This is a genomic window from Paraburkholderia sp. J10-1 (assembly GCF_905220165.1).
GTDB lineage: Bacteria > Pseudomonadota > Gammaproteobacteria > Burkholderiales > Burkholderiaceae > Paraburkholderia.
This window is the reverse complement of the sequence record NZ_CAJMYW010000010.1, coordinates 248,037-269,991: the sequence shown is the minus strand read 5'-3', so window position 1 is coordinate 269,991 and position 21,955 is coordinate 248,037. Positions and strand designations below refer to the sequence as shown.

Genomic DNA, 21,955 nt, shown 5'->3' with positions numbered 1-21,955 from the left:
ATATCACCGGCCTGCGGGTCGCCAATACGAATTTTGTCGGATGCATTGCAGGCTTGCGTAGAAGGGCGCGTGCCGGTGTCGATGCAGCGCAATTTGTCGTGTGTACGCGACGGTGCGGGCCATGCGTGTGTTGGACTCGCATCGGTCGACGCCTCGCTTTTTCCCCTGATATGCCCGGAATTTCCGGCGGCCTGAGCGCGTTCGAGTGAACGCGCCGGCGATTCCGCTTGACCTATTACTGCGCCTGACTCTAGCCATGAACGCCTCTTCCCTCACGACTCTCACGCTCGCCCGCCCCGACGACTGGCACCTGCACGTGCGCGATGGCGCGATGCTCGCGGCCGTGCTGCCGCACACGGCGCGCCAATTCGGCCGCGCGATCATCATGCCGAACCTCAAGCCGCCGGTCACGACGACGGAGCAGGCCGCCGCCTACCGCGAGCGCATTCTCGCGGCGCTGCCGGCGGGCTCGACCTTCGAGCCGCTGATGACGCTCTATCTCACCGACAACACGCCGCCCGAGGAAATCCGCCGCGCGAAGGCGAGCGGCTTCGTGCACGGCGTGAAGCTGTATCCGGCGGGCGCGACGACGAACTCGGACGCCGGCGTGACGGATATCCTCAAATGCGCGAAGACGCTCGAAGCCATGCAGGAAGTGGGCATGCCGCTGCTCGTGCACGGTGAAGTGACGAGCGCCGACATCGATCTGTTCGACCGCGAGAAGGTCTTCATCGACCGCGTGATGACGCCGCTGCGCCGCGATTTCCCGGCGCTCAAGGTGGTGTTCGAGCACATCACGACGAAGGATGCCGTCGACTACATCCGCGCCGATCATGCCGCGCCGGGTCTCCTCGGCGCGACGATCACCGCGCATCACCTGCTGTACAACCGCAACGCGATCTTCCAGGGCGGCATCCGTCCGCATTACTACTGCCTGCCGGTGCTCAAGCGCGAGACGCATCGCGTGGCGCTCGTGGAGGCGGCGACCTCGGGCGACCATCGCTTCTTCCTCGGCACCGACAGCGCGCCGCACCCGAAGGGCCTGAAGGAGCACGCGTGCGGCTGCGCGGGCTGCTACACGGCGCTGCACGCACTCGAGCTCTACGCCGAAGCGTTCGACAACGCAGGCGCGCTCGACAAGCTCGAGGGCTTCGCGAGCTTTTACGGCGCGGACTTCTACGGCCTGCCGCGCGCGACCGAAACGGTCACGCTGCGCCGCGAGACCTGGACGCTGCCCGCTGAAGTCGAGGCTGGCGACACGCCCGTCGTGCCGCTGCGCGGCGGCGAGACAATCGGCTGGAAGCTCGCTTGAGCGAGGCGGGGCACGGTGTGGCTGCGGGCGCAACGATTGGGCTGAGTGGGGCAGCCGATGCGCACGCACCGATGCCCGCGCGCGAACCGCGCCGGACCATGCCGTTGGGCAGTTTCACCGACATCGACTGGTCCCGCCCCTGGTTTGCGCAGCACGAAGCGCGGGGGCGGCGCTGGCAGCAGGCCGCGCTGGCGGGATACGCAGCGTACCTCGATGAACTGAACGCCGACGCGCTCGCCGCCGCCCAAAGCACGGGCCGCGGCAAGCCGCTGCGCTTCATTGCCCAGGACGACCTGCCCGATGGCTCGGCCTACGAGGCGCATATCGCGGCGACGGGCTGCGTGCCGACGCGGCACAATCTCCACGACTTCTTCAACGCGCTTGCCTGGTTCGCGTTCCCGCGCATCAAGGCGACGCTCAACGCACGCCAGGCCGCGGCGATCGACGTACTGGGCGTGGGCCCCACGCGCGGCGGCGTGCGCGACGCGCTCACGCTCTTCGACGAGAACGCGGTGCTCTATGCCTCATCGGACGCGGCGCTCATCGCGGCGCTGCGCGGCTTCGACTGGCGCACGCTGTTCGTGGCGCAGCGCTCGAGCTGGGAAGCCGCGTTCGAAGAGACGATTGGCCAGGCGCGCTGCGAAGTGCGCGTCTTTGGCCATGCGCTGCTCGAAAAGCTGATTTCGCCCTATGCGGCGTGCACGGCGCACGCATGGGTGGTCGAGGTGCCGCAAGCCTATTTCGCGTGGTCGCGCGCGCAACGCGACGCGTATCTGGACGAGACAGTGAGCGTCACGCTCGCCTCCGACGCCGCACTCAACGGGCGCAGCTTCGCACCGCTGCCTGTACTCGGCATCCCGGGCTGGTGGGCGCATAACGAAAGCCCGTCGTTCTACGACGACGCCACCGTCTTTCGCGGCGGCCGCCGCGCTCGCTAAAAGGCCGGCGGGCAGCAATCGATCCGGCCCCCGGCGCGGCGCCTCTGGCCGTGCTAATATCGCGCCTCGCAAAGCAGGCCAGGCAGTCGCGGCCCCGAGATTTCGGTCGAGGGGGCGAGGAAAGTCCGGACTCCACAGGGCAGGGTGATGGCTAACGGCCATCCGTGGCGACACGCGGAACAGGGCAACAGAGAACAGACCGCCGATGGCCCGATTTCGGTCGGGATCAGGTAAGGGTGAAACGGTGCGGTAAGAGCGCACCGCGTCTGCGGTGACGTAGACGGCACGGTAACCTCCACCCGGAGCAATTCCAAGTAGGCAGGCGCGCATCTTCGGGATGCAGGATGGGGCCCCCATTCCGTCTGCGGGTAGGAAGCTTGAGCGCGTCAGCAATGGCGCGCCTAGAGGAATGGCTGCCACGCGCGGCGCGTCTTCGGACGCGGCGCGTGCACAGAATCCGGCTTATCGGCCTGCTTTGCAGCCCAAATTTGCCAATGCGCATGCAAAAAGCCGGCGCGGTTCTTCGATGAACCGCGCCGGCTTTTTCTTTTGCCGCCAATCTTCTGCCGCAGATCTTAAGCCGCGACGATCTCGAACGAATGCGTGATCTCGGCGGTCTTGCCGATCATGATCGACGCCGAGCAGTACTTGTCGTGCGAGAGGTTGATTGCGCGCTCGACGGTGGCCGGGTTCAGACTCTTGCCGGTCACGGTGAAGTGGAAGTGGATCTTCGTGAAGACCTTCGGGTCCTCGCTCGCACGCTCGGCCTTGAGCGTCACGCTGCAGCCGCTCACTTCCTGGCGGCTCTTCTTGAGGATCAGCACCACGTCGTAGGCCGTGCAGCCGCCCGTGCCGAGCAGCACCATTTCCATCGGCCGCGGCGCGAGGTTGTGGCCGCCGCCTTCCGGCGCGCCGTCCATGTTGACGAGATGGCCGCTGCCCGTTTCGGCTGCGAACGCCATGCCGTCTTGTCCCATCCAGCTAACTTTGCATTCCATGTGCGTATGCCTCTGCGCGGTTTCTTGATTCAGACGGCATTGTAGCCCGCGCCTTACTGGTATGTCCGGGGGGACACGGCCGCGCGCGCCTTATGCCTTGTGCTTGAATGTTGCGGCGCGACATCCTGGCAACAAGGCGGATTTCCCCTAGGCAATTAGGGGTTTCGCTCTAGTGATCCTGCATGCTTTTCGCATGCTAGATTCCCAACAGACTGATTTTTATGAATTTTTCTCTCGGTGCGCTAGCGACATACAATTTCATATTGTGGTGTCGAATTTCGCAATGCAAATCCTCTTGCGTCGCACAAGGCCCATCCGTATAATTCGTCTCATTGGTTGTCGTGCTTCACGACACCTCAGCATGTCTCCTCCACCCTCCTCCAAAGAGTGGATTAAGCCCGAACAACGCGTTCGGGCTTTTTTTCGTCCGTAGCCCTCGTTTCGCCCCGTCTCTGCCTCATTGCAAGCAATTTTTTGACTTGCAGCCAAATTTCCTTTTATAATCGTGGGTTTCCCGCATCCATGCCCGCGGGGAAAATGGGGAAACCCAGACAGGGAGAGCCTGCGCCGGCGCCAACGAGCGTCACCATACAAGCAGGACCAAAACAGGGCACAAGTTATTTTTTGGATCGATCATGAAGACTTTTTCCGCCAAGGCACATGAAGTGCAGCGCGAATGGTACGTGATTGACGCGACGGATAAGGTTCTCGGCCGTGTCGCCAGCGAAGTGGCACGCCGTCTTCGCGGCAAACACAAGCCTGAGTTCACCCCGCACGTCGACACTGGTGATTTCATCATCATCATCAACGCCGGCAAGCTGAAGGTCACGGGCAACAAGACCACCGACAAGAAGTACTACCGTCACTCGGGTTACCCGGGCGGTATCTACGAAACGACGTTCGGCAAGATGCAAGAACGCTTCCCGGGCCGCGCGCTCGAGAAGGCCGTGAAGGGCATGCTGCCGAAGGGCCCGCTCGGCTACGCGATGATCAAGAAGCTGAAGGTCTACGCTGACGCAACGCACCCGCACTCGGCACAACAGCCGAAGGCGCTCGAGATCTAAGGGGAGCCCACATGATCGGTAACTGGAATTACGGTACGGGCCGCCGCAAGAGCGCAGTCGCTCGTGTCTTCATCAAGTCGGGCAAGGGCGACATCATCGTCAACGGTAAGCCCATCGCTGACTACTTCTCGCGCGAAACGTCGCTGATGATCGTGCGTCAACCGCTGGAACTCACGAACCACGGCACGACGTTCGACATCAAGGTGAACGTGACGGGCGGCGGCGAAACCGGCCAGGCCGGCGCAGTTCGCCACGGCATCACGCGCGCGCTGATGGACTACGACGCAACGCTCAAGCCGGCACTGTCGCAAGCTGGCTTCGTCACCCGTGACGCACGTGAAGTGGAACGTAAGAAGGTCGGTTTCCACAAGGCACGTCGCCGCAAGCAGTTCTCGAAGCGTTAATTTCGCATTGGCGCTTTGGCCTGTGCTCCTTGCGGAGCACAGCGCTGCTGCAAAAGCCGTCCGCGCTCACTGCGCCGGGCGGCTTTTTCGTTTTTTGTCGGCGCGTCGCACGCTTGGCGCGCAGGCTGCGAAAGTTTGGAGAAACCCTTGATTTTGTGGGCTTAAGCACGATCTCGGGAAGAGCCCTACAATAGCGGCTAGAAGCTTTTTTGGAGAGTTCGAATGAGCGCTGTCACCGAAACTACCGCGACCGAAATGCCCGGTCCCTTCGTTTTCACCGAAGCAGCGGCTGACAAGGTCAAGCAACTGATCGACGAGGAAGGCAACCCGGAGCTGAAGCTGCGCGTATTCGTGCAAGGCGGCGGCTGCTCGGGCTTCCAGTACGGATTCACGTTCGACGAGACGGTCAACGAAGACGACACCGTGATGAACCGCAACGGCGTCCAGCTTCTGATCGACTCGATGAGCTATCAGTACCTCGTCGGCGCCGAGATCGACTACAAGGACGATCTCAATGGCGCGCAGTTCGTCATCAAGAACCCGAACGCGACCACCACGTGCGGTTGCGGCTCGTCGTTCTCGGTTTGATCGATCGACTGCAGTAAAAGAAACGGGGCTTCGGCCCCGTTTTTTATTGGTGCGTGCTCATTCAGCGCGCTCAGTCAGCGGGCCTGGTCAGCGCGGATAAATCGCGCCGAGCACGCGCTCGCCGGCCGCGCCGGTGACGGCGGCAAGATTGCCGGGCTCGCGCGCTACGCAGCGCATGGCGAGCCACGCGAAGGCAAGCGGCTCCACCTGGTGCGGCGGCACGCCTAGCGCCTCGGTGGTCATGACCGGCACACCAGCCACACCGCCCGTTTCGAGCGCCTTCTGCAGCGCCGCCATCAACGCCGCGTTGCGCGCGCCGCCGCCGCAGACGTACACGGCGCGGCAGTCGCTCGCGTGACGCTCGATCTCGTGCGCCACGCTCACGGCGGTCAGCGCGACTAGCGTGGCTTGCACGTCGGCCGGCGTGAGCGACTCGAAGTCCTTGAGTTTGTCGTCGAGCCACTGGGCGTTGAAGAGATCGCGGCCTGTGCTCTTGGGCGGCTGCTGCTCGAAGAACGGTTCGTCCAGCAGGGCGTTCAAAAGCGGCTGATGCAGATGGCCGCTCGCGGCGAACTTGCCGTTCTCGTCGTAGGGCTTGCCCAGATGGCGTTCGGCCCAGAGGTCGAGCAGGGCGTTGGCCGGGCCACAATCGAACCCACGCACGGCACCCGTCGACGAAAGCACGGTGATGTTGCTGATGCCGCCCAGGTTGCAGACCACGCGCGTTTCTTCCTGCGAGCCGAACAGCGTCGCGTGGAACGCGGGCACGAGCGGCGCGCCCTGGCCGCCCGAGGCGACGTCGCGGCTGCGGAAGTCGGCGATCACGTCGATGTGGGTGAGTTCCGCAAGCAGCGCCGGGTTCTGTATCTGCACCGTGTAGCCCTTCTCCGGACGATGCCGCACGGTCTGCCCGTGAGCGCCGATTGCGCGCACATCGCCGGCGGAAACATTGCCCGCGCGCAGCAACTCGTGGCAGCACACCGCATAGCGGGCCGCAAGTGCGTTGCCGGCGAGCGCCTCGCGCTCGATCTCGTTCTCGCCTGGCTGCTGCAACGAAAAGAGCGCTTCGCGCAGTCCCTGTGCGAAACCGACGAAGGCCTCGGCCAGCACCACTGGCCGCTGGCCAGCCTCGAAGCGCACGGCAATGCCGTCCACGCCATCCATGCTCGTGCCCGACATCAGGCCGAAATACACGCCGTCGGCGGCGTGTGCGCTCTCGTTTCGTGCGTCGCGTGGCGCCACGTTGTGCTCCTTGATTAAGACAATTCAGTGTCCTGCGAAGGAATTATCGGCGCAATGCCGTTCGAGCGTAAGCCGAACGGCTGACTGTTGGCTGCCTTCGCGACATGCGACGCTCATCTTCGCCGCTCGAACCCGGGCGGCACTGGAGCCCTGCGCGAAATCAACTTCCAGAAGTCTGAGGGTTGACTGCGCAATGTGTGATCCGTATAGTGAAACTATACGCTATACGGGAAGGCGCGTACTGACCCGATCCTGGCTCCAGACCTATCCATGTTCGTTCTGCTTAGTCTGGAGAATCATGCTCAAGTCGTGGAATCACAAAGGGCTGAAGGCGTTCTTCTTCACTGGCAGCAAAGCGGGCATCCGGCCCGATCACATCCCGCGCCTGCGGCGTCAGCTGGCGCGGCTGGACGAGGCCGAGTCGCCGCGGGACATGAACGTGCCAGGCTGGCGCTGCCATGCGCTGGAAGGCCGTCTCGACGGGCACCATGCGATTCTCGTCAATGGCAACTGGCGCCTGACCTTCGCGTTCGAAGGCCGCCACGCGGTCTTTGTCGACTACCACGACTACCACTGAGGCATGAGCAAGATGAACGACACGATACGCATGCATAACCCGCCGCACCCCGGTGAAACGCTGCGCGAGAACATTCTTCCCGAACTGGGGCTCACCGTGACCGAAGCGGCTGCGCAACTCGGCGTCACGCGCGCCGCGCTCTCGCGCGTGCTGAACGGCCGCGCCGGTATTTCGCCGGAAATGGCACTGCGCCTCGAGGCGTGGCTTGGCGAGGAAAACGGGGGCCGCGCCGACCTGTGGCTCGCCATGCAGGCCGCCTACGACCTTTGGCAGGCGCGCGCGAAGGGCATCCCGCGTGTGGAGCGCGCTGCCGCCCGTTCCTGAGCATGAGGCTCGGGGCGCGATGCGAGTCGCCGCAGCGTGCGCGACCCGCAAAGAGCCGCAAAGACCTGCAAAGCGCCGCAAACCTCAGCCTGGCCAGTCGAATCACGTAAAATTGCGGTCTAGACCCAGACTTAACGACAGAACCGATCGAAGCATGAGCAACGAGTCCAACTCCAGCAACGGCGCCAGCGCCGCCGCAAAAGACGCCTTTCCGGTCACCGACGAAGTCCGTCACGCGCTTGCCGTCACGAAGCGCGGCGTCGACGAACTGCTGATCGAAGAAGAGTTCGAGCAGAAGCTCGCCCGCAGCGCGGCCACGGGCAAGCCGCTGCGCATCAAGCTCGGCCTCGACCCGACCGCGCCCGACATCCACATCGGCCACACGGTCGTGCTCAACAAGATGCGCCAGCTTCAGGATCTCGGCCACACCGTGATCTTCCTGATCGGCGACTTCACTTCCCTGATCGGCGACCCGTCGGGCCGCAATGCCACGCGCCCGCCGCTTACGCGCGAGCAGATCGAATCGAACGCGAAAACGTACTTCGAGCAGGCCGCGCTCGTTCTCAACCGCGAAAAGACCGAAATTCGCTACAACAGCGAATGGTCGATGCCGCTCGGCGCCGACGGCATGATCAAGCTCGCGTCGCGCTACACGGTCGCGCGCATTCTCGAGCGCGAGGACTTCACCAAGCGCTTCCAGGGCGGCGTGCCCATCTCGATCCACGAGTTCCTGTATCCGCTCATGCAGGGCTACGACTCGGTCGCGCTCAATGCGGACCTCGAGCTCGGCGGCACGGACCAGAAGTTCAACCTGCTCGTTGGCCGTGAACTGCAAAAGCAGTACGGCCAGGAACAGCAGTGCATTCTCACGATGCCGCTGCTCGAAGGCCTCGACGGCGTCGAGAAGATGTCGAAGTCGAAGAACAACTACGTTGGCATCAGCGAAAAGCCCAACGACATGTTCGGCAAGCTCATGTCCATTTCGGACACGATGATGTGGCGTTACTTCACGCTGCTCTCGTTCCGTCCCATGGACGAAATCGAGGGCTTCAAGCGCGAGATCGAAGCGGGCCGCAACCCGCGCGACTTCAAGGTGCTGCTCGCGCAGGAAATCGTCGCACGCTTTCATTCGCAGGCCGACGCCGAGCGCGCGCTCGAAGACTTCAACCACCGCGCCAAGGGCGGCGTGCCCGACGACATTCCGTCGATCACGCTCGCAGGCGCGCCGCTTGCCATCGGCCAGTTGCTCAAGCAGGCGGGGCTCGTGCCCTCCACGAGCGAAGCACTGCGCAACATCGAGCAGGGCGGCGTGAAGATCGACGGCGCGACTGTGTCCGACAAGGGCCTCAAGGTCGAGGCGGGCGAGTTCGTCGTGCAAGTGGGCAAGCGGCGCTTTGCGCGCGTGACGCTCACCGCATGATTGCCCTGATCCAGCGCGTGCGCCGAGCGGAAGTACGCGTGGCGCAAGGTGGCAGCGAACGCGTGACCGGTGCGATCGGCCAGGGGCTGCTCGCGCTGGTGTGTGCCGAGCGTGGCGACACCGAAGCCAACGCCGACAAGCTGCTCGCGAAGCTGCTCGGCTATCGCGTGTTCAGCGACGCGGCGGGCAAGATGAACCTGAGCGTGCAGAACATCGACGGCAATGGCGCTCCCGGCGGCTTGCTGCTCGTCTCGCAGTTCACGCTTGCCGCCGATACGAACAGTGGCCTGCGCCCGAGCTTCACGCCGGCCGCGCCGCCCGAAGAGGGGCGGCGTCTGTTCGATTATTTCGTCGCCGCCGCGCGCGAGAAGCATCCGACCGTCGAGACCGGCGAGTTCGGCGCCGACATGCAGGTGTCGCTCGTCAACGACGGCCCCGTCACGTTCTGGCTGCAAGTGCGCAACTGAACCATGAACACGCAGATCCTCTTTATCCGCCACGGCGAAACGGACTGGAATCGCATCAAGCGCATCCAGGGGCATATCGACATTCCCCTCGCGCAAAGTGGTGTGGTGCAGGCGCAGCAGCTCGGCGCACGGCTCGCGAAGGAAGTGCAGTCGGGCGCGCGGATCGATGCAATCTGGTCGAGCGACCTGTTGCGCGCGCAACAGACGGCACAGCCCGTTGCGGAAGCCCTGGGTTTGCCGGTGCAGCTCACGGCAGGGCTGCGCGAACGCAACTATGGCGCGTTCCAGGGCCACGACAGCGACGAAATCGCCGAGCGCTTTCCGGACGAGTACGCGCACTGGCAAACGCGCGACCCCGGCTTCGCGCCGCCCGAGGGCGAGTCGCAGCGCGAGTTGTATCACCGCGTGTTGCACGCGCTCGAGCCGATCCTGGCCATGCATCCGGGCGGGCGCATTGCGTGTGTCGCGCACGGCGGCGTGCTCGACTGCGTCTACCGCTTCGCGAACGGCCTCTCGCTCGACGCGCCGCGCGCGTGGCCGCTCCTCAACACGAGCGTGAACGTCGTCGATTTCGAACGCGGCGACTACGTGACGCAGGCGCGCGTCGTCGCATGGGGCGACGTGGCGCATCTGGGCGGCGTTAGCGCCGACGATGGCTTCAAGCGCACGCCGGAGCCGGGCCGCTAATCTGTTTCCTCACACAGCGCGGTGGGCCGCCGCGCTGTCCTGTTTCTCCAGCCTTTCCCTTCCCCGCGTTGATCCCAGTCCCGTCTGACTCCAGGCTAAGGCTCCAGCTATCTCCTTTCCGCTCGCTTGCGGATTCCTTCCAAAGCCCAACCACAAAGTTAAGCGTCCTGCTAACATTTGTCCGACCTTTGGGTGCTCTGGCCACCGGGCTCCTGGCCCGGCTCCGCGTTGTAGAGGGACGCGCGCGCATGACAGGCGTGAAGCCGCGCGCCCAAGGTTGTTATACGAACGGGTATTCCCAGAAAAAAACGCAGGAGAAAGTTCAATGACGTTCAAGCTTCACAAGCTGCTGCCGGTGAGCGCAGCGGTCATGGCGCTCGCAGCGCTCTCGGGCAACGCGGCGGCCGACCAGGTCGTCAAGATCGGCCACGTCGGGCCGCTCACGGGCGGTTCGGCCCACCTCGGCAAGGACAACGAGAACGGCGCGCGCCTCGCCATCGAGGAAATCAACGCCAAGGGTCTTACGATCGAGGGCCAAAAGATTACGCTCTCGCTCGACGCCCAGGACGACGCCGCCGACCCGCGCCAGGCCACCCAGGTCGCGCAGAAACTCGTCGACGACAAGGTCGTTGCCGTGATTGGCCATCTGAATTCGGGCGCATCGATCCCGGCTTCGAAGATTTACAGCGACGCGGGCATCGTGCAGATCTCGCCGTCGTCGACCAATCCTTCGTACACGCAGCAGGGTTTCAAGACGACGTACCGCGTGGTCGCGACCGATGCCCAGCAAGGCCCCGCGCTTGCCGACTACGCAGCGAAAAGCCTGAACGTGAAGACCGTGGCCGTGGTCGACGACTCGACCGCGTATGGCCAGGGCCTCGCCAACGAGTTCGAGAAGACGGCGAAGTCGCTTGGCATGAAGGTGCTCTCGCACGACGCGACCAACGACAAGGCCGTGGATTTCCGCGCGATCCTCACGAAGATCAAGGGCGAGAACCCGGACGCGATCATGTACGGCGGCATGGACGCCACCGGCGGTCCGTTTGCGAAGCAGGCGAAGCAACTGGGGCTGCGCGCGAAGGTGCTGTCGGGCGACGGCGTGTGCACGGAAAGCCTCGCGGAGCTGGCGGGCGCGGCGACCGACAATATCGTTTGCTCGCAGGCGGGCATGGCGGTCGAGCGCATGAATGGCGGCGCGGCGTTCGCGGCGAAGTACCAGAAGCGCTTCGGTCACCCGATCGAATTCGATGCGCCGTTCACGTATGACGCGGTGTACATCGTCGTCGATGCGATGAAGCGCGCGAACTCGACTGATCCCGCGAAGGTCCTCGCGCAGATCCCGGGCACGGACTACAAGGGCGTGATTGGCGAGACCACCTTCGACGCGAAGGGCGACCTCAAGCACGGCGTGATCTCGCTCTACAACTACAAGGCAGGCAAGAAGACGCTGCTCGACGTGGTGAAGATGTAAGCACGCAGGCGCCAGGTCATCTCGGCGCGCTGCAAACGGAACGGCCAACCGGCGCGAGCGAGTTGGCCGTTTTGCTATTGCGCAGTGCTTATTGCGCGGGTTTGGCCGCAGCCCGCCGCCGCGCGCGTTTGGACACGCCATTGACGAGCGCCCAGCGCAATACCGGTGCGACCGCTCGCATGCCAGGCTGCACGAGCGCGCGGCGCGCAAAGGAGAAGGAATCGAAGCCGAGCATCTGCTGCGCGAAAGGCGGCAACAGGTCGATGCCCGCATTCCTGATCAGCGCGCCGGCAGGGCGCATTCCCGGTCGCGGCGCCGGCGCATCCATGAGCACGCGCACGACCTCGAACGTGCGCTCGCTCGCGACGAGTTCGGGCTGCATCGACTGCAAATACGCATCGACTTCGGCGCGCGAGCGTGGCACGTTCGCAGCGCCCAGCAGTTCGGCAATGCGCGCGACTTCGGCGTAGTACTGATCCTGCATCGCACCGGGCAGCGCGGGATTCACGAAGCGCAAATACGCGCCGAGAAAGCTCGATACTTCGGCCACGTGCACCCACGTCAGCAATGCGGGATCGCTCGCGCGGTAGGGGCAGCCATCGGGCGCGGTGCCCGTCACGGCGAAGTGAATCGTCTTGACGCGTTCGATCAAGGCCAGCGCGTCGGCGCGGCTGCCGTATGTCGTGCCCGCGATGAAAGTCGCGGTGCGCCGCAGCCGCCCGAGTATATCGATGCGAAACGTCGAATGGTCCCACACGCCGGCGAGCGCATGCGGATGCAGCGCCTGGAGCAGCAGCGCGCTCACGCCGCCCGCCATCATCGCGGCGAAATCGGCGTGGACTTTCCAGCAGACGGCGTCGGGGCCGAAGAGGCCCGGGTCGCCCGGCGGATGCGAGTAATCGAGTCTCGGGCCGCTGCCCGTGGTTAGATGCGTGATGCTTTCGGCGAGCGTCATGCGCAGGCGGCGCACGAGTTGACCGGCAAGGCCGGTCGGCTCGGGAGCGTTGGGAGGCAGGCCAGCATGATCGGACATCGTGCTCTCGCTCGCGCTGCGTTGAAGTGCGTTGAAGGTGTGCCGCGCAAATGTACTGCGGCTTACGACGCGTCCGGTTCCCAGTCGCCGCCCGTCGATGCGTCGTCTGGCACCGTGAGGCCGAAGTGGCGATAGCTCAGTTGCGTGGCCACGCGGCCGCGCGGCGTGCGCTGCAGATAGCCCTGCTGGATCAGATACGGTTCGAGCACGTCCTCGATCGTGTCGCGTTCCTCGCCGATTGCGGCGGCGAGATTGTCCACGCCCACCGGGCCGCCGTCGAACTTGTGCAGGATGGCTTCGAGCAGCTTGCGGTCCATCAGGTCGAAGCCCACGGGGTCGACGTCGAGCATGCGCAGCGCGGCGTCGGCGACCTTGGCGGTGATCGCACCGTCGGCTTTCACCTCGGCGTAGTCGCGCACGCGGCGCAGCAGACGGTTCGCGATACGCGGCGTGCCGCGCGAGCGGCGCGCGATTTCGAGCGCGCCGTCAGGGTGAATCTGCGCGCCGAGCAGCGATGCGGAGCGTTGCACGATGCGCGAGAGTTCACTCGCGTTGTAGAACTCGAGGCGCGAGACGATGCCGAAGCGGTCGCGCAGCGGGTTCGTGAGCATGCCCGCGCGCGTGGTCGCGCCCACAAGCGTGAACGGCTGGAGGTCGAGCTTCACGCTGCGCGCGGCCGGCCCTTCGCCAATCATGATGTCGATCTGGTAGTCCTCGAGCGCCGGATACAGGATTTCCTCGACGACCGGCGAGAGCCGGTGAATTTCGTCGATGAAGAGCACGTCGTTGGCTTCGAGATTGGTGAGCAGCGCTGCGAGATCGCCCGCGCGTTCCAGCACGGGGCCCGACGTCTGCCGCAGATTGACCCCCATTTCGCGCGCGATGATGTGCGCGAGCGTGGTTTTGCCGAGGCCCGGCGGTCCGAACAGCAGCACGTGGTCGAGCGGTTCGGAACGGCGCTTCGCGGCCTCGATGAAAATCTCGAGTTGGCCCCGCACCTTTTCCTGGCCGACGTATTCGTCGAGCTGGCGCGGGCGCAACGCGCGTTCGAACGCTTCCTCGTGGGTCGAGGCGGGCGTGGCGGCGATCACGCGGTCGGCGCCGGCGTGGTTGGCGGCGAGTTTGTCGGTTTCGATCATCCAGCGATTGTACCGCGCAGACTATGCGGCGGCGGGCCGTCCCGAACCCCGGGATCGTGCCGCAACTAACAGCCTGGCTCGAGCCTGCGCGGCGGCGATCAGGCCTTCGAAAGCGCCTTGAGCGCGAGCTTGATGCCTTCGGAAACGCCGGTGCCGGCGGGCACGTTCTTGATCGCGGCGAGCGCCTCCTTCTCCGAATAGCCGAGCGCGAGCAGCGCGTTGAGGATGTCGTTCGCGTGGTCGGAAGGCGAAGCGGCGGCGGCCATTGCACCGAGGTCCGCACCGAGCTTGCCCTTGAGTTCGAGCAGCAGACGCTCGGCCGTTTTCTTGCCGATGCCGGGCACGCGGGTGAGGCGCGCCGCATCTTGCTGTGTGACCGCTTGCGAGAGGTCGTGCACGCTCATGCCCGAGAGCACGGCGAGCGCCATGCGCGCGCCGATGCCGCTGATCTTGAGCAGTTCGCGAAACGTCGAGCGTTCCTCTTGCGTGCCGAAGCCGAAGAGCAGATGCGCGTCTTCGCGCACGATCATCTGCGTGAGCAACACGATTTTTTCGCCGTTGCTGGGCAGGTTGTAGAACGTGCTCATCGGCACGTCGACTTCGTAGCCGACGCCGTTGCAGTCGATGAGCAGGTGCGGCGGGTTCTTTTCCAGCAATACGCCGGCAATGCGACCGATCATGGCGGTTTCTGTGATGAGGGAAAGCTCAAGAGTGTAGCGGAGGGCAGGGCACTCCGGAGCGCATGGCTGGAACGTTGGCCGTTTGGGCGAGGCGCATTAGTCGCGTAATCAGCCACACATTCAACCGCGCATTTAGCCTATCAACCGCCCACGCCGCACCCGCATGCCCTTCTTCGCGAGCGCAGGCGCAAGTCCGCCGAGCGTGGCGAGCGCATCCCCGCCGTGCGCGTGACAGATCGCCATGCCGAGCGCGTCGGCCGCGTCGGTGCCGGGCGTGCCCGTGAGGGCGAGCAGGCGCACGACCATTTGCTGCATCTGCTCTTTGGTCGCGCGTCCGTAGCCCACCACGGCTTGCTTGAGTTGCAGCGCGGTGTATTCGGCCACCGGCACGCCGCCCGAAACCAGCCCGCAAATGGCAGCGCCGCGCGCCTGACCGAGCAGGAGCGTCGACTGCGGATTGACGTTGACGAACACTTTTTCGATCGCCGCCTGGTCGGGCGCGTGCTGGCGGATCAGCGTGGAGACGCCCTCGAAAATGGTGCCTAGGCGCGTGGGCAGATCGGCGTCGGCGGTGCGGATGACGCCGCTTGCGACATACGTGAGCTGATGGCCGTGACGCTCGATCACGCCGAAGCCGGTGACGCGCAAGCCGGGGTCGATGCCGAGAATTCTCATGAAATGCGGGAAAAACGGATGTGCTGCGATGGTACAACGAACGGCATGCCTGCCGCGAGCCTCGAGGGCGCGAGCGAACCCGGCGCGCCCTGCAAAGAAAAAGCCCGCGGGACGCAAGTCCGGCGGGCCAGGCTCAAGCGGCGCGTCACGTGCAGGTCACGCGCCGCGCGCAAGGATCAGTGACGGAAGTGGCGAATGCCTGTCATCACCATGGCGATGTTGTGCTCGTCGGCGGCGCCGATCACTTCGTCGTCGCGCATCGAGCCGCCCGGCTGGATCACGCAGGTCGCGCCCGCGTTGACCACCACATCGAGACCGTCACGGAACGGGAAGAACGCGTCCGACGCGACCGCCGTGCCCGCGAGCTTCAGGCCCGCGTTTTCGGCCTTGATGCTGGCGATGCGCGCCGAGTCCACGCGGCTCATCTGGCCTGCGCCCACGCCCATCGTCATGCCGTTCGCGCAGAACACGATGGCGTTCGACTTCACGAACTTCGCCACGCGCCATGCGAACAGCAGGTCGTCCATTTCCTTCGGCGTCGGGTGGCGCTTCGTCACGACGCGCAGTTCGTGCGGCTGCACGTTCTTCGCATCGAGCGACTGCACGAGCAGGCCGCCGCCCACGCGCTTGAGGTCGAACGCGTTATGGCCATCGCCCAGCGCGATTTCCAGCAGACGCACATTCTGCTTCGCGGCGAACACGGCCTTCGCGGCTGCCGAGAACGACGGCGCGATCAGCACTTCGACGAACTGCTTCGCCACGGCTTGGGCAGCCGCTTCGTCCACTTCGCGGTTGAACGCGATGATGCCGCCGAACGCCGAGGTCGGGTCGGTCTGGAACGCCTTCGAGTAGGCTTCGAGCGCGTTCGCGCCGATTGCCACGCCGCACGGATTCGCGTGCTTGATGATCACGCAGGCCGGGGCGTCGAACGTCTTCACGCATTCCCAGGCCGCGTCCGAGTCGGCGATGTTGTTGTACGAAAGTTCCTTGCCCTGGAGCTGCGTGTAGTTCGCGAGCGCGCCGGCGGGCGTCGTGAGGTCGCGGTAGAACGCGGCGCTCTGGTGCGGGTTTTCGCCGTAGCGCAGGTCCTGGACCTTGTCGAACGCGAGGTTCAGCACGGCCGGGTAGGTGTTGCGCGACTTGTGCTCGAGCGCTTCGGTCAGGCTCGTGAGGTAGTTCGTGATCGCGCCGTCGTACTGCGCCGTGTGCGAGAACACCTTGGTCGCGAGACGGAAGTTCGTGGCGTAGCTCACGGTGTTGCCGTTCGCGCGCATCTCTTCCAGCACCTTCGCGTAGTCGGCCGGGTCGACCACCACGGTCACGTCGCGATGATTCTTCGCCGCCGAGCGCAGCATGGTCGGGCCGCCGATATCGATGTTCTCGATCGCGTCTTCGAGCGTGCACTCTTCCTTCGACACCGTCTGGACGAACGGGTAGAGGTTCACGACGAGCAGGTCGATCGTCGGGATGTCGTGCTTTTCGAGCGCGGCCATGTGCTCGGGCAGGTCGCGGCGCGCAAGAATGCCGCCGTGGACCTTCGGGTGCAGCGTTTTCACGCGCCCATCGAGCATTTCCGGAAAGCCGGTGTAGTCGGCCACTTCGGTGACGGGAAGGCCCGCGTCCGCGAGCAGTTTCGCGGTGCCGCCGGTCGACAGGATCTTGACGCCGAGATCCGACAGGGATTTCGCGAAGTCGACAATGCCTGCCTTGTCGGAAACGGAGATGAGCGCTTGCTTGATCATGATGTGGGAGAGTTGCCGATAGATCGAGGAGTCCGCGCCGAAGGTCCAGTAAAACGCAGCGGCGTTACAGCAGGCCGTGCTGCTGGAGCTTCTTGCGCAGCGTGTTGCGGTTGATGCCGAGATACTCGGCGGCCAGCGACTGATTGCCGCCTGCCTGCTCGAGCACCACCTCGAGCATCGGTTTTTCGACGCACGCCATTACCATTTCGTAGACGTCGTGCGGATTGCTGCCGTCGAGGTCCTGGAAGTAGATGCCAAGGCTCTCGCGGACGGATTGTTCGATGTTGTGCTTGCTCATGCTGCCAGTCGATCGGTTGATTCGTCGCTGCCGTCGCTGTCGTTGTTCTCGTCGTCGACGTAGACGAGGCGCTCGGAGCGCGCCTTCTGTTCGTCGAAGAACTGGTTGACGGCGACAAGCTGCTCGCGCGTGGTGTCCAGCGTATTCATGCGATGCCGGAACGTGTTGGCGCCGCAAAGGCCGCGAGTGTACCAGCCGATATGCTTGCGTGCAGTACGCACGCCCGTAAATTCGCCATAAAACGCGTAGTGGTCCTCCAGATGCTCATTCATGATCGACTGGATTTCGTCCACGCGCGGCGGCGGCAACAGCTCGCCCGTCGCGAGGAAATGCTCGATTTCGCGGAACAGCCACGGGCGCCCCTGCGCTGCGCGGCCGATCATGATGGCGTCGGCGCCCGTGAGCGCGAGGACCTCTCGTGCCTTTTGCGGCGACGTAATGTCGCCGTTTGCGACCACCGGAATCCGTGCCGCGGCTTTCACCGCGGCGATCGTTTCGTACTCCGCTTCTCCGTGATAGAGGTCGGCGCGCGTGCGGCCGTGCACGGTGAGCATGGAAATGCCGCTTTCTTCGGCAATACGCGCGATGGTGAGCGCGTTGCGGTTGTCGCGGTCCCAGCCCGTGCGGATCTTGAGCGTAACGGGCACGGCGTCGGGGCCCACGCCCACGGCGTCGACCACGGCCTTGACGATGCGCGCGACCAGCGGCTCGTTCTGCAAGAGCGCCGAGCCGGCCGCGACGTTGCAGACCTTCTTGGCCGGGCAGCCCATGTTGATGTCGATGATCTGCGCGCCGTTTGCCACGTTGTAGCGCGCGGCTTCGGCCATCATGTCCGGATCGGCGCCGGCGATCTGCACGGAGATGGGTTCCACTTCGCCCGCGTGATTGGCGCGGCGCATGGTCTTTTCGCTCTTCCAGAGCTGCGCGTTCGACGCGACCATTTCGGACACCGCATAGCCCGCGCCGAGGCGCTTGCACAGCTGGCGGAACGGCCTGTCCGTGACGCCCGCCATCGGGGCGACGAACAGGTTATTACGCAAGGTGTGATGGCCGATAGTGAACATGACGCGCGGGCGAGGCCGGTGCCGCGACCCGGATGGCAATCCGGCTGGCGCGGCGAACGGCGTGAATTTGCAAAAGGGGAAACGCGTATTTTAGCGTTAACGGGATGCAAGGTCGCGCAGCGCGGACCCTGGTCTTGTTGCAGGGCGGCGCTTCAGCGTGAAAACAATCATGCAAAAAAAAGCGATGCGACCCTTAGTTGGCTGACTCAACTCCGCTGCCCAAACATCATCTGCCGCGCGAGCGCCGTCTTCACTGGCGGCGCGAATTCGAGCGCCGTGAGCGCGAGCCCGCGCAGCGTGGCGAGCGGACCGAAATCGACGGTGAAAAGGCGGGCGAGCGTATCCGTTGCGCCGATCGTCATGCGCCGGTCGAACGCGCGGCGGCCCGCGAACTCGGCGAGCGCGCGCGGCGTGGCGCCGTGCTGCGCGAGTGAATCGGCAAGGGCGTGGGCGTCGCGCAGGCCGAGATTGAGGCCCTGGCCCGCCACCGGATGCAGCGTCTGCGCGGCATTGCCGACCGCTGCGATGCGGCCGTTACCGGAAACGAGGGCGTCGAGCGCGTTCAAGCCGAGTGGGAAAGCGGCGCGACCGTGAATGTGCGTGAAGCGGCCCATGCGCGGGCCGAACGCCACACCGAGTTCGGCGAGGAAGTCGGCGTCGGAAAGCTGCGCGCGCCGCTCGGCTTGCGCAGGCGAGCAGCACCACACGAGCGCGTAGTCCGCGCCGCGCACGCCTCCCATCGGCAGGAGCGCGATTGGGCCTTCGCTCGTGAAACGCTCCCACGCCACGTGTGGCTGCGGGGCCGCGAGCGTCACCACGCCGACCAGCGCCGTTTGGCCGTAGTCGCGCGTGCGTTTGGTTTCGGCGGCCGGCACGATCGCATTTGCGTCGGCTTCGTCGGAATCGTTTTGCGTATCGCGCTGGGGCAGCGGGCGATACAGGCCGCCTTCGGCGTTCACGAGGATGCGCGTGCGCAACTGCCGCTCAACGCCCGCGCTCACGACCGGCAGCGTCACGCCGTCGTGCTCCACGACGGGATCGTGCGCCTGCGTGTGATGCAGCCAGTGCACCGGCGTGCCGCGCACGGCACGCGCGAGCGCCTGAACGATCGCGCCGTAGCGCGCCACGTAGCCAAGCGCGGGCAAGTCGTAGTCGTGCCGGTCGATCAGCGTGCGCCCGAAATGGCCGCGCTGCGAGACATGAATACGCTCGATAGACGTCGCGTCGTGCGGCCATGCGAGCGCCTCGAGCAGCGTGCGGCTGCCCTGCGAAACGGCAATGGCGCGCGGGTCGCCGGCGCTGTCCTCGGGTTCGCGCGCGTCGATCAGCGCGATCGAGAGCCCTTGCGTGGCGCTGCGCCGCGCGAGCCACCCCGCGAGCGCGAGACCCACCGGCCCGGCGCCGACGATCGCCACGTCGTGATCGAAATGAGCGGGCGTGTTCGCGCCGGTGGAAGTGTCGTTCGCGCTGCCGGAAACTGCGTTCATGTCGTTTGCTTCGTTTCGTGTGGGATCTTCGCGTGGTTGTGTCTGCGCTTGCGTCAGGCGCCGCGCTGCGCGTCCTGCATCAGCGCTTCGATTTCATCGGCCGCAACGGGCACGCCGCGCGTGATCAGCTCGCAGCCCGTTTCGGTGACGATCGCGTCGTCCTCGATGCGAATGCCGATGTCCCAGTAGCGCTCGGGCACGTCCTCTGCCGCGCGGATGTAGAGGCCTGGCTCGATCGTGAGCGTCATGCCGGGGCGCAGCGTGCGCCAGGGCGGCGGGGCGTCGGGTTTTCCGGCGCCCGGCGCAATATCGCGCTCACGATAATCGCCCGCGTCGTGCACATCCATGCCGAGCCAGTGCCCGGTGCGATGCATATAGAAGCGCGCATAGGCGCGCTCGGCGATCACGTCGTCGACGCTTGCAAAGCGCTGGCGGTCGATGATGCCGGTATCGAGCAGCCCCTGCGCAAGCACGCGCACCGCGGCGTCGTGCGGCGCTTCGAAGTTCACACCGGCGCGCGTGGCATCGACGGCGGCCTGCTGGGCGGCGAGCACGATGTCGTAAAGCTCGCGTTGCGCGCCGGTGAAGCGGCCGCTCGCGGGGAACGTGCGCGTGATGTCCGAGGCGTAGCCGTTCAACTCGCACGCGGCGTCGATAAGCACGAGGTCGCCCGCGCGCGCCACCGCGTTGCCCGCCGGGTAGTGCAGCACGCACGCGTTCGCGCCTGCCGCGACGATCGAGCCGTAGGCGGGGGCCTGCGCGCCGTGCTTGCGGAACGTGTAAAGCAGCTCCGCCTCGATCTCGTATTCGCGCATGCCGGGCCGGCATGTCCGCATCGCGCGCACGTGCGCGAGCGCCGAGATTTTCGCGGCGCGGCGCATCGTGTCGAGCTCGTGCGCGTCCTTGATCACGCGCATGTCGTCGAGCAGCGGCAGCAGGTCGTAGGCGGCTGCGGGCGCGGTGACGCCGCTGCGCCCCTGCGCGCGCACCGCATCGATCCAGCGCTTCACCTGCGCGTCGAAGCGCCCGGAAGCCGCGAGCGCGTAGTGCAGCGCCGGACGGTTCGCAATGAGCTGCGGGATGCGTGCGTCGAGTTCGTCGAAGGGAAACGCGGCGTCGAAGCCGAACGCCTCGCGCGCGGCGTCGGGACCGAAGCGAAACCCTTCCCACGTTTCGCGCTCGACGTTCTTCGCGCGGCAGAACAAGATCGCGGCGGGCTGGTTTTCATCCGCGTTCGAATCGAGCACGAGCAGCGCCTCGGGCTCCGTGAAGCCGGTGAGGTAGTAGAAGTAGCTGTCGTGCCGATAGGGATAGTCCGCGTCGCGATTGCGCAGTGCCTCGGGCGCGGTCGGCACGAGCGCGACGCCACCGCCTTGCGCACGCAGCGCGGCGAGCACGCGTTCGCGGCGCGCGCGATAGAGCGCCGCGCCGCCGTCGGGGCCGCGCTGCATGTCGGCTGCGTCGGCCACGTTGGCGGCTGGGTGGGCTTCGCTCGAGGCGGCCGGGGCGCTGTGCTTGAGGGTCGAGTCCATCGTGAGATTGTAGCGCTGGCTACAAACGGACGCGCGTGGTCGCGGTCAGCCGCAGTGAGCGCCGCTGCCGCCGAGGTTGTCTCCTGCCTACATCATTTGTAGGAAAAATCCTGCACTGCAACAGACGGCACGTCAGAAAAATACGAATCCAACGTATACTTCGGCCGGATTCCAGAAAAGGCAGGTGGTATGAAACTTATCGGTTCGCTCGGCAGCCCGTATGTCCGCAAGGCGCGGATCACGCTCGCTGAAAAGAAAATCGACTACAAGCTGGTGCTCGAGAACGTGTGGGGCGAGGAAACGGAGATTCACGATTTCAACCCGCTCGGCAAGGTGCCGTGTCTCGTGATGGACGACGGCGAGGCCGTGTTCGACTCGCGCGTGATCTGCGAGTACGTCGACATGCTTTCGCCTGTGGCCAAGCTCATTCCGCCCGCAGGCCGCGAGCGTATTGAAGTGCGTTGCTGGGAAGCGCTCGCCGACGGCATGCTCGACGCGACCGTGCTGATCCGCCTCGAAGGCACGCAACGCACGCCGGAGCAGCGCAACGAGGCCTGGGTAAAGCGCCAGGAGCGCAAGATCCACGAAGGTCTCGCCGCGATGGCCAAGGGACTCGACGGCAACCCGTGGTGCGCGGGCAACCGCTACACGATCGCGGATATTTCCGTGGGCTGCGCGCTCGGCTATCTCGACTTCCGCATGCCGGAGCTGAACTGGCGTGAGGCGCATCCGAATCTCGCGCGTCACTTCGAAAAGCTCTCGCAGCGCCAGTCGTTCATCGACACGGTGCCGCAAGGCTGATCGGCAGTTCAT

General features: G+C 65.2%; 23 protein-coding genes and 1 other RNA gene. 13 read left to right on the top strand and 11 right to left on the bottom strand.

The genetic code is table 11. From position 1 onward, the window contains the following. Positions 1-256 precede the first annotated feature (256 nt). The 3 genes from pyrC (at position 257) to rnpB (ending at position 2,731) form a co-directional block, all read left to right on the top strand. On the top strand, positions 257-1,312 hold the full coding sequence (gene pyrC, locus U5A65_RS28340) for a dihydroorotase (RefSeq protein ID WP_321934282.1): 1,056 nt from the start codon (positions 257-259) through the stop codon (positions 1,310-1,312). After that, complete coding sequence (locus U5A65_RS28335; protein ID WP_415765754.1) at positions 1,309-2,250, top strand: DUF3025 domain-containing protein; 942 nt, start codon at positions 1,309-1,311, stop codon at positions 2,248-2,250. Before pyrC ends, U5A65_RS28335 begins: the two co-directional genes overlap by 4 nt. Before the next feature lie 70 nt (positions 2,251-2,320). Further along, an RNA gene (rnpB, locus tag U5A65_RS28330) (RNase P RNA component class A) lies at positions 2,321-2,731 on the top strand. 94 nt (positions 2,732-2,825) lie between these two features. Here the strand turns inward: rnpB and U5A65_RS28325 are convergent. Continuing rightward, a complete protein-coding gene (locus tag U5A65_RS28325) occupies positions 2,826-3,248 on the bottom strand; it encodes an OsmC family protein (RefSeq protein ID WP_321913181.1) in 423 nt (140 codons plus the stop codon). Between the two features lie 635 nt (positions 3,249-3,883). On the opposite strand from U5A65_RS28325, the gene rplM reads away from it, so the two are divergent. The 3 genes from rplM to erpA all read left to right on the top strand — a co-directional run bounded on the left by rplM (position 3,884) and on the right by erpA (position 5,304). After that, a complete protein-coding gene (rplM, locus tag U5A65_RS28320; protein ID WP_027795838.1) occupies positions 3,884-4,312 on the top strand; it encodes a 50S ribosomal protein L13 in 429 nt (142 codons plus the stop codon). An 11-nt stretch (positions 4,313-4,323) separates the two neighbouring features. Further along, positions 4,324-4,716 carry a 30S ribosomal protein S9 gene (gene rpsI / locus U5A65_RS28315; RefSeq protein WP_133196235.1) on the top strand — a complete coding sequence of 131 codons (393 nt, stop codon included), beginning with the start codon at positions 4,324-4,326 and terminating at the stop codon, positions 4,714-4,716. 222 nt (positions 4,717-4,938) lie between these two features. After that, on the top strand, positions 4,939-5,304 hold the full coding sequence (erpA, locus tag U5A65_RS28310; RefSeq protein WP_042262553.1) for an iron-sulfur cluster insertion protein ErpA: 366 nt from the start codon (positions 4,939-4,941) through the stop codon (positions 5,302-5,304). Positions 5,305-5,391: 87 nt separating this feature from the next. Here erpA and U5A65_RS28305 read toward each other — a convergent pair whose 3' ends face one another. After that, positions 5,392-6,546 (bottom strand): anhydro-N-acetylmuramic acid kinase, encoded by a 1,155-nt coding sequence (locus U5A65_RS28305; protein ID WP_321948580.1) that lies wholly within the window; start codon positions 6,544-6,546, stop codon positions 5,392-5,394. Positions 6,547-6,844: 298 nt separating this feature from the next. Between U5A65_RS28305 and U5A65_RS28300 the strand changes: the two genes are divergently transcribed. The 6 genes from U5A65_RS28300 (at position 6,845) to U5A65_RS28275 (ending at position 11,492) form a co-directional block, all read left to right on the top strand. Then, complete coding sequence (locus U5A65_RS28300; RefSeq protein WP_321948579.1) at positions 6,845-7,123, top strand: type II toxin-antitoxin system RelE/ParE family toxin; 279 nt, start codon at positions 6,845-6,847, stop codon at positions 7,121-7,123. Positions 7,124-7,126: 3 nt separating this feature from the next. Beyond that, entirely contained in the window at positions 7,127-7,447 is a 321-nt protein-coding gene (locus tag U5A65_RS28295) for a HigA family addiction module antitoxin (RefSeq protein ID WP_321948578.1), read from the top strand. A 154-nt stretch (positions 7,448-7,601) separates the two neighbouring features. Further along, complete coding sequence (gene tyrS / locus U5A65_RS28290) at positions 7,602-8,867, top strand: tyrosine--tRNA ligase (RefSeq protein ID WP_321913177.1); 1,266 nt, start codon at positions 7,602-7,604, stop codon at positions 8,865-8,867. Next, entirely contained in the window at positions 8,864-9,334 is a 471-nt protein-coding gene (gene dtd / locus U5A65_RS28285) for a D-aminoacyl-tRNA deacylase (protein ID WP_321913176.1), read from the top strand. Before tyrS ends, dtd begins: the two co-directional genes overlap by 4 nt. Before the next feature lie 3 nt (positions 9,335-9,337). Continuing rightward, positions 9,338-10,021 carry a histidine phosphatase family protein gene (locus U5A65_RS28280; RefSeq protein WP_321948577.1) on the top strand — a complete coding sequence of 228 codons (684 nt, stop codon included), beginning with the start codon at positions 9,338-9,340 and terminating at the stop codon, positions 10,019-10,021. 325 nt (positions 10,022-10,346) lie between these two features. Further along, entirely contained in the window at positions 10,347-11,492 is a 1,146-nt protein-coding gene (locus U5A65_RS28275; RefSeq protein WP_321948576.1) for a branched-chain amino acid ABC transporter substrate-binding protein, read from the top strand. Between the two features lie 88 nt (positions 11,493-11,580). On the opposite strand, the gene U5A65_RS28270 is transcribed toward U5A65_RS28275, so the two are convergent. From U5A65_RS28270 to U5A65_RS28230, 9 genes are all read right to left on the bottom strand, one after another. Further along, positions 11,581-12,525 (bottom strand): oxygenase MpaB family protein, encoded by a 945-nt coding sequence (locus U5A65_RS28270; RefSeq protein ID WP_321913173.1) that lies wholly within the window; start codon positions 12,523-12,525, stop codon positions 11,581-11,583. 62 nt (positions 12,526-12,587) lie between these two features. After that, on the bottom strand, positions 12,588-13,664 hold the full coding sequence (ruvB, locus tag U5A65_RS28265; protein WP_321913172.1) for a Holliday junction branch migration DNA helicase RuvB: 1,077 nt from the start codon (positions 13,662-13,664) through the stop codon (positions 12,588-12,590). Positions 13,665-13,762: 98 nt separating this feature from the next. After that, positions 13,763-14,344: a Holliday junction branch migration protein RuvA gene (ruvA, locus tag U5A65_RS28260; RefSeq protein ID WP_321934277.1), complete on the bottom strand. Its 582-nt coding sequence runs from the start codon at positions 14,342-14,344 to the stop codon at positions 13,763-13,765. 132 nt (positions 14,345-14,476) lie between these two features. After that, positions 14,477-15,019, bottom strand: coding sequence for a crossover junction endodeoxyribonuclease RuvC (ruvC, locus tag U5A65_RS28255; RefSeq protein ID WP_028201962.1), 543 nt, complete (start codon positions 15,017-15,019; stop codon positions 14,477-14,479). Positions 15,020-15,195: 176 nt separating this feature from the next. Continuing rightward, positions 15,196-16,761 (bottom strand): bifunctional phosphoribosylaminoimidazolecarboxamide formyltransferase/IMP cyclohydrolase, encoded by a 1,566-nt coding sequence (gene purH, locus U5A65_RS28250; protein ID WP_321913170.1) that lies wholly within the window; start codon positions 16,759-16,761, stop codon positions 15,196-15,198. Between the two features lie 64 nt (positions 16,762-16,825). Further along, a complete protein-coding gene (locus U5A65_RS28245) occupies positions 16,826-17,059 on the bottom strand; it encodes a Fis family transcriptional regulator (RefSeq protein WP_028216158.1) in 234 nt (77 codons plus the stop codon). Continuing rightward, positions 17,056-18,123, bottom strand: a complete 1,068-nt coding sequence (dusB, locus tag U5A65_RS28240; RefSeq protein ID WP_321948575.1) for a tRNA dihydrouridine synthase DusB — start codon at positions 18,121-18,123, stop codon at positions 17,056-17,058. Before dusB ends, U5A65_RS28245 begins: the two co-directional genes overlap by 4 nt. A 206-nt stretch (positions 18,124-18,329) precedes the next feature. Beyond that, a complete protein-coding gene (locus U5A65_RS28235) occupies positions 18,330-19,610 on the bottom strand; it encodes a UbiH/UbiF/VisC/COQ6 family ubiquinone biosynthesis hydroxylase (RefSeq protein ID WP_321948574.1) in 1,281 nt (426 codons plus the stop codon). Positions 19,611-19,663: 53 nt separating this feature from the next. Next, positions 19,664-21,061: an aminopeptidase P N-terminal domain-containing protein gene (locus U5A65_RS28230; protein ID WP_321948597.1), complete on the bottom strand. Its 1,398-nt coding sequence runs from the start codon at positions 21,059-21,061 to the stop codon at positions 19,664-19,666. A gap of 270 nt (positions 21,062-21,331) precedes the next feature. Between U5A65_RS28230 and U5A65_RS28225 the strand changes: the two genes are divergently transcribed. Further along, complete coding sequence (locus U5A65_RS28225; protein ID WP_158756974.1) at positions 21,332-21,943, top strand: glutathione S-transferase family protein; 612 nt, start codon at positions 21,332-21,334, stop codon at positions 21,941-21,943. The last annotated feature ends 12 nt before the right edge of the window (positions 21,944-21,955 follow it).